Raw genomic sequence first — 7,278 nt, forward strand, 5'->3', positions numbered from 1 at the left:
CCAAGAGTTGTTGTATTCATCACCATCTGGTGTAAATGTATTCGGAGCATACATGATAACTTCTGGTTCAACGTTAACCATTTTCACAATGGTATCAACACAACCAATATCTGAAGTAGCTATTAACATCACCTCATAACTTCCAGTTTCTCCATCAGGGAAAGTAATTACAGGGTTTTCTTCTGTAGAAGTTCCAGGATTACCTTCATTAATTATCCATTGGTAAGATACTGCATCTACCGAAGCATTATTTAATTGTGCTTCTGGACTAAACATGTAAATCGGAGAATTGTAACTAAAGTCGGCCTGTGGAATTGGCGTCACATTTAAGTAATTCGTATAGGTCAAAGAATCTATACATCCATCAGGAGATTCAACAATTAACTGAACATTGTAAGAACCAACATCTGGAAGTGTTACTGTAAGCGGATCCACATTCATATAAGAACTATCATTACTCAAATTCCAGTACCAATTTCCAACCATCGTTGGGTCAGTATCATTAGTCAAAGTAAATGTACCTGGTGCACAATCCTCTGTGATATCTGCGCTAAATTGCACATCCGGTTCTGGTAAAACTGTGATTGTAACCTGTTGTGGGAATGGCGTTGATTCACATCCATCTGTAACTACTGCTGTATACGTAGTTGTCGCCGAAGGATTCGCACTAAAAGTATTCGAAGAACCTACAGGGTTACCAGCTCCATCTACCCAAGTGTAGTTGTATGGACCACCATCACCACCTGCTCCGTCAACCAATAGTGCCGCTGGGTATCCAGGACAAATATCTTGGTCAGGACTTATAGTTCCACTCAACGGTGGATTTACTGTAACTATTATAGTCGCTGTATCTGAAGGACAAAGATTTTGATTGTAAGCCATTACATCAACTGTGCTTGTTGCTGTTGGACTGTAATCTTCATTTGAAGTTGTATTTGTAGATGTACTCCAGTTGTATACAAAAGAAGTTCCACCTGTAGCTGAAGCCCACATAGATGCTGTTCCGTTCTCACAAACTGTTGTGTCTGGACTCGTTGTCAATACAATTGGTGCTGGTTCGTTTAACACTACCGTAGCATCATCCGTACATCCGTATATATCTATGATTTCAACATCATACGAACCAGAAGGCAAACCAGTCATAAAATTAGCCGTTTGATACGTTTGTCCACCATCAAAGCTATATTGATCGTTGTTAACTGAATCTAGATAAATCTCTCCATCACTAAATCCGTTACAACTTGGATCTATTAAAGAATCTTGTAAAACAGGTACTGAAACATATACTACAACACTATCTGTAGCATCGGGACATACACCATTTGATTCGGTCAAATAAAGGGTAAAGGCTCCACTACCCAGCGTTTGAAATTGGGGGTCAAGTACATCGTTTCCAGGCGCAAAAAATGGGGTTGAAGAACCGCTGGCCGTCCACATAAATTCATTATTCGGATCGGAAGGTACACCTTGCATATAAGCAATTCCACCTTGACAAATGGCTGTATCTGTTCCTGCATCAACAAATACAGGAGGTAACACGTTAATCGTAAACGACACAGTATCATAAATACCTGTAGTATCACTTAGCTCTACAAAGTATTCAGTAGTATCTGTAGGTAAGAATGATAATTCTGGCCAGTTTGCCGAACTCACTAATTCCGAAGCATTATTTAATACTTGGAAACTTACATAGTTTGAATCAATCCCACCAAGATCAATCGTAGCTGTAGCCGTATCACCTAAACATACTGTTGAACCTAATGCTGAAGGATCACATGTTACAGATGCTGTTGTTGTACTACCTGAGTTACCAGGAATATCCGTACCTGTATAAACCGGTACTAATTGGTTCTGTAAACCACTGTAGTTAGAAAAACACAAAACATATTGAGATCCCGCTGTTGCGAAGAATGAGTGTTCAAAATTACCTTGATTGGCTCCAGTAGGTAAATTACCTTGTTGAACCATACCTGTATAACCTTGACAAGGTCCGTTCCAGTTACAAGCAACAGGAGGCAATAAATTATTTGTAATATCTGAACAGGCGTCATTGCTAGATAATGATCCTCCACCCGCTTGGTAATACGGCCATAATGCCCAATCGTAACAACCACCACTATTAGGTGATCCTAAAGTAAACTCGAACCAACCATCTTGTTGAATGGTAAAAATCATCCAAGTAGGATTTAATTCATTCGCCAACAAACAACCTGAGTTACCTGCTGTACCTGGGTTTGTAGAAGGGTTTGAAACAGTATTCCCTGATGGAATATCGTTAAAGTTTCCTTGACCAATACCTGCCGTAAAGTCATTGATTGTACATCCGAAAACGGCTGTACTACAATCAGCTGGATTGGTAGTTGTAGTTTGTGCTTTAACGCCTGATACTGCCAAAGCCATTAGAAGGGTATAAAATATCTTTTTCATATGGCTATTGGTTTACTTTATCACAAAACGTATCATCGAATGCATAATGGTCATCAAAACCTTGCACTCCAATACGAGAACATTCAATTAAATTTTCATTGCCTTCCATCCAAGAAATAAGATCATCATTCGTAAATGAATTAATTTCTTTGGTTACAATTAAGAGTCCGTTTGTTATACGATCTAAACGAACTACATAACAATTCGGGTTGTTTTTAATTGCCGTTTCAATTTCATTTTGAAGGCTTGTAGATGTGGTACTTAATTGTACCTGTGCAAAATACCTCAATTGCTGTGTTTGTACATTCTGAAATGCAGAACAACAAATAAGTATTGCACATAAAAACAAAGTTTTCATGGGTTTCATAGTTTCTAGCTTTACAATCTAAACGTGTTAAAGAAAATGACGTTGCCTTTAATTCTAAAAAAATCTCAGAAATATTTCACAAACATCACAACCAACACCTTAGCACTCTAAAAGTATTAGTTTTTCTTAATTATTTAGGGCTAGAACACAACTTTTCATAGGTATAGAAATAAAAAAAGAGGAACCCGAAAGTTCCTCTTTGTATATATCCTTAAATTTTAAACGTCCTATAGGAACTTAAAATCTTTTCCTGGGTAAACTGCAGCTTCTCCCAATTCTTCTTCAATTCTAATTAATTGGTTGTATTTCGCCATTCTATCAGAACGTGAAGCAGAACCTGTTTTAATTTGACCACAGTTCAATGCTACCGCTAAATCCGCAATAGTATTGTCTTCAGTTTCACCCGAACGGTGAGACATTACTGAAGTGTATTGGTTACGTGTAGCCAATTGTACTGCCTCAATTGTTTCTGTTAAAGATCCAATTTGATTTACCTTCACTAAGATAGAATTTGCAATACCTTCGTCAATTCCTCTTTTCAAACGCTTAGAGTTTGTAACGAATAAATCATCACCCACTAATTGCACTTTGTCTCCAAGAACTTCTGTTGCTTTTTTCCATCCAGCCCAGTCATCTTCTGCTAATCCATCTTCGATAGAAGCGATAGGGTATTTATCACACCACTGGTTCCAGAATTCAACCATTTCTTCAGAAGTCATTTCATCACCTGTAGATTCAAAAATGTACTTCCCTTTTTCTTCGTTGTAGAACTCAGAAGATGCAGCATCTAATGCAATCCAGATATCCTCGCCTGGTTTGTATCCCGCTCTTTCGATAGCTTCTAATACAACTTCGATTGCCTCATCGTTAGATCCTAATGATGGAGCAAATCCACCTTCGTCACCAACGTTTGTTGACATTCCTTTTTCTTTTAAAACAGCTTTCAAGTGGTGGAATACCTCAGTTCCCCATCTTAATCCTTCAGAGAAAGAAGATGCACCAAAAGGCATCACCATAAATTCTTGAATATCTATTTTATTATCTGCGTGAGATCCACCATTTAAGATGTTCATCATTGGAACTGGCATAGTTACCGCTCCAACACCTCCGATGTATTTGTAAAGCGACATACCTGTTTCAGATGCTGCTGCTTTAGCTACTGCCAAAGAAACACCTAAAATAGCGTTCGCTCCTAATTTGCTTTTGTTATCTGTACCATCCAAAGCGATCAATTTGTAATCAATTGCCTTTTGGTCTAATACGTAATCACCTTCAAGTTCTTCGTTGATAACAGTATTGATATAGTTCACGGCATTTAATACACCTTTCCCTAAATATCTTCCTTTATCTCCATCTCTTAATTCTACCGCCTCATGAACTCCAGTTGACGCTCCAGAAGGCACTGCTGCTCTTCCAAAACCTCCGTTAGAAGTATACACATCAACTTCTACAGTTGGGTTACCTCTTGAATCTAAAATTTGTCTACCTACAATTTTAGCTATATAACTCATTTCTAATTGTTTTTCATGTTATCAATAAACTGGTCGAACAAGTATCTTGAATCGTGTGGACCAGCTGAAGCTTCTGGGTGATATTGTACAGAGAATACAGCTTTATTCTTCAAACGAATACCAGCAACTGTATTATCATTTAAATGAATGTGTGTTAATTCCACATTCTCGTTGTTTTTCAAACTGTCTTCGTCTACAACGAATCCGTGGTTTTGAGAAGTGATCTCACCTTTACCTGTGATTAAGTTTTTCACCGGGTGGTTCAATCCTCTATGTCCGTTGAACATTTTCTTTGTTGTTAAGCCTTGAGATAAAGACAACAATTGGTGACCTAAACAAATTCCAAAGATTGGAGTATCACCTTCTACTAATGTTTTAACTTTTTCAATTACATCTGGCATTACAGATGGATCTCCAGGTCCATTAGACAACATGTATCCATCAGGATTGTAAGCCTTCAAATCTTCCAATGGTGCATCCATAGGGAAAACTTTTACATCACAACCTCTTTCTTGTAAACACCTTACGATATTCTTCTTCACACCGAAATCGTACAATGCAACTTTATATTTTGATTCTGTAGTGGCTTTAACTTCGAATGCTTCCTTTGTACAAACTTTAGAAGAAAGTTCCAAACCTTCCATTGAAGGCACTTCCTTTACTTGTTGTTTTAAAGCGTCGATATCAAAATTCTCTTCTGTAGAAATAATTGCATTCATTGCACCTTTATTTCTAATGTAACGCACTAGGGCACGCGTATCAACATCGCAGATTCCTATTTTATTGTCTCTTACCATGTTCTCTTCTAAAGAACCTTCTGCCGATGCACGAGAATAAACTTCTGAAAACTTTTTGATTACTATACCAGCAATCTTCATATCGTCTGACTCAATTTCTTCTGCATGTACACCGTAGTTTCCGATGTGAGAAGTTGTCATAACTAAAATCTGACCAAAATAAGAAGGGTCAGTAAATACCTCTTGGTAACCTGTCATCCCTGTATTAAAGGCGATTTCACCATAAGTTACACCTGGATTACCAATTGATTTTCCATGAAAAACCGTTCCGTCTTCAAGTACTAGAACTGCTGGATTTCTTTCTTGCATTTCAAAAAGTTTTTGCAAAGTTAATGTATAATAAAGGTTTTAAGAAATGTTTTTAAGAACTTTTCTTAACACCCTGAAAATAGGGCATAAAAAAAGGCAATCCTTAGATTGCCTTTTCCTTCGAAAAATATTTCTATTCTTCTTCGTCTTTTGCTTCAGTAGTTGCTTCAGCTTCAGAAGTTGTACCTTCTGCTGCTTTAGATGCACCTCCACCTCTTCTAGAACGACGTGTCGTTTTAGCAGGCTTATCGTTTAACATCAATTCGTTGAAGTCTACTAATTCTACCATACACATTTCAGCATTATCCCCTTGTCTGTTACCGATACGGATGATACGCATGTACCCACCTGGACGGTCAGCAATTTTAGGAGCTACTTCACGGAACAATTCCGTTACTGCTTCTTTGCTTTTTAAGTAGCTAAATACGATTCTTCTCGAGTGAGTAGAGTCTGTTTTTGACTTTGTCAATAAAGGCTCCAAGTACACTTTCAAAGCTTTCGCTTTTGCTACGGTAGTATTAATTCTTTTATGTTCTATAAGCGAACAAGCCATATTAGAAAGCATAGCTTTTCTGTGTGCTGACTTTCTGCTTAAATGATTTACTTTTTTACCGTGTCTCATTTTCTTTTAATTCTAAGATTCTTAATCCTTGTCTAATTTATATTTAGACACATTCATTCCGAATGAAAGACCTTTAGCTTCCACTAAATCTTCCAACTCAGTTAGTGATTTTTTACCGAAGTTTCTGAACTTCAATAGATCGTTCTTGTTGTAAGAAACAAGATCTCCTAAAGTTTCAACGTCAGCAGCTTTCAAACAGTTCAATGCTCGAACTGATAAATCCATATCTACTAACTTCGTCTTCAATAACTGTCTCATGTGTAGAGAAGTTTCATCAAACTCCTCAGTTTCAGACTTCACTTCGCTATCTAAAGTAATTCTTTCATCAGAGAATAACATGAAGTGATGGATCAAAATCTTAGCTGCTTCTTTCAAAGCATCTTTAGGATGAATTGAACCATCTGAAGCAATCTCCATAACTAATTTTTCATAGTCAGTTTTTTGCTCTACACGATAGTTCTCTATAGAGTATTTTACGTTCTTAATAGGAGTAAAAATAGAGTCTATAAAGATAGTACCAAAAGGAGCTCCTGATACTTTGTTCTCTTCTGCTGGCACGTATCCACGACCTTTAACGATAGATAACTCCATCTCTAATTTTACAGAAGGCTCCATATTACATAATACAAGATCCGGATTCAATACTTGGAATGCTGAAGTAAATTTACCTAAATCCCCTGCAGTAAGTTTATCTTGACCAGAAATAGAAACAACTACTGTCTCTGTATCTTGATCTTCTATTTGCTGCTTAAAACGAACTTGTTTTAAGTTTAAGATTATCTCAGTAACATCTTCAACGACTCCTTTAATAGTAGAGAACTCGTGGTCTACCCCTTCAATTCTAATTGAAGCGATAGCAAATCCTTCTAAAGAAGAAAGTAAGATTCTTCTTAAAGCGTTACCTACTGTGATTCCGTATCCTGGTTCTAATGGACGAAACTCGAATTGACCTTCGTGCTCATCAGATTGAATCATTATTACCTTGTCAGGCTTTTGGAAGTCTAAAATAGCCATGTTAATGCGTTATATTTTATTTAGAGTATAATTCGACGATAAATTGTTCGTTAATGTTCTCAGGGATCATATCTCTTGTTGGAACACTAATTACAGAACCAGCCATTTTAGCTGAATCCCAATCTAACCAGTCGAATTTATTATTACTAGAAGCCAATGAAGATGTTATTGCTTCTAATGACTTTGACTTTTCTCTTACACCTACAACATCACCAACTTTCAACTGGTAAG

General features: G+C 37.1%; 6 protein-coding genes and 1 pseudogene. All 7 read right to left on the minus strand.

The features are described from left to right. The coding region (locus tag R3333_RS11050; protein ID WP_318958840.1) for a hypothetical protein at positions 1–2,427 on the minus strand (2,427 nt) is incomplete at its 3' end. 4 nt (positions 2,428–2,431) lie between these two features. Further along, the gene (locus tag R3333_RS11055; protein WP_318958841.1) at positions 2,432–2,785 is read right to left on the minus strand and encodes a hypothetical protein; all 354 of its coding nucleotides are present in this window, start codon (positions 2,783–2,785) and stop codon (positions 2,432–2,434) included. A 236-nt stretch (positions 2,786–3,021) separates the two neighbouring features. After that, on the minus strand, positions 3,022–4,305 hold the full coding sequence (gene eno, locus R3333_RS11060; RefSeq protein ID WP_318958842.1) for a phosphopyruvate hydratase: 1,284 nt from the start codon (positions 4,303–4,305) through the stop codon (positions 3,022–3,024). Between the two features lie 2 nt (positions 4,306–4,307). Next, complete coding sequence (gene carA, locus R3333_RS11065) at positions 4,308–5,411, minus strand: glutamine-hydrolyzing carbamoyl-phosphate synthase small subunit (RefSeq protein WP_318958843.1); 1,104 nt, start codon at positions 5,409–5,411, stop codon at positions 4,308–4,310. 133 nt (positions 5,412–5,544) lie between these two features. Continuing rightward, the gene (gene rplQ, locus R3333_RS11070; RefSeq protein ID WP_318958844.1) at positions 5,545–6,033 is read right to left on the minus strand and encodes a 50S ribosomal protein L17; all 489 of its coding nucleotides are present in this window, start codon (positions 6,031–6,033) and stop codon (positions 5,545–5,547) included. A gap of 21 nt (positions 6,034–6,054) precedes the next feature. Further along, positions 6,055–7,047 (minus strand): DNA-directed RNA polymerase subunit alpha, encoded by a 993-nt coding sequence (locus R3333_RS11075; protein WP_090248880.1) that lies wholly within the window; start codon positions 7,045–7,047, stop codon positions 6,055–6,057. Between the two features lie 16 nt (positions 7,048–7,063). Next, positions 7,064–7,278 (minus strand): annotated as a pseudogene (locus R3333_RS11080) (30S ribosomal protein S4); the annotation flags it as partial.

The organism is Lishizhenia sp., from assembly GCF_033720595.1.
Lineage (GTDB): Bacteria > Bacteroidota > Bacteroidia > Flavobacteriales_D > Crocinitomicaceae > Lishizhenia.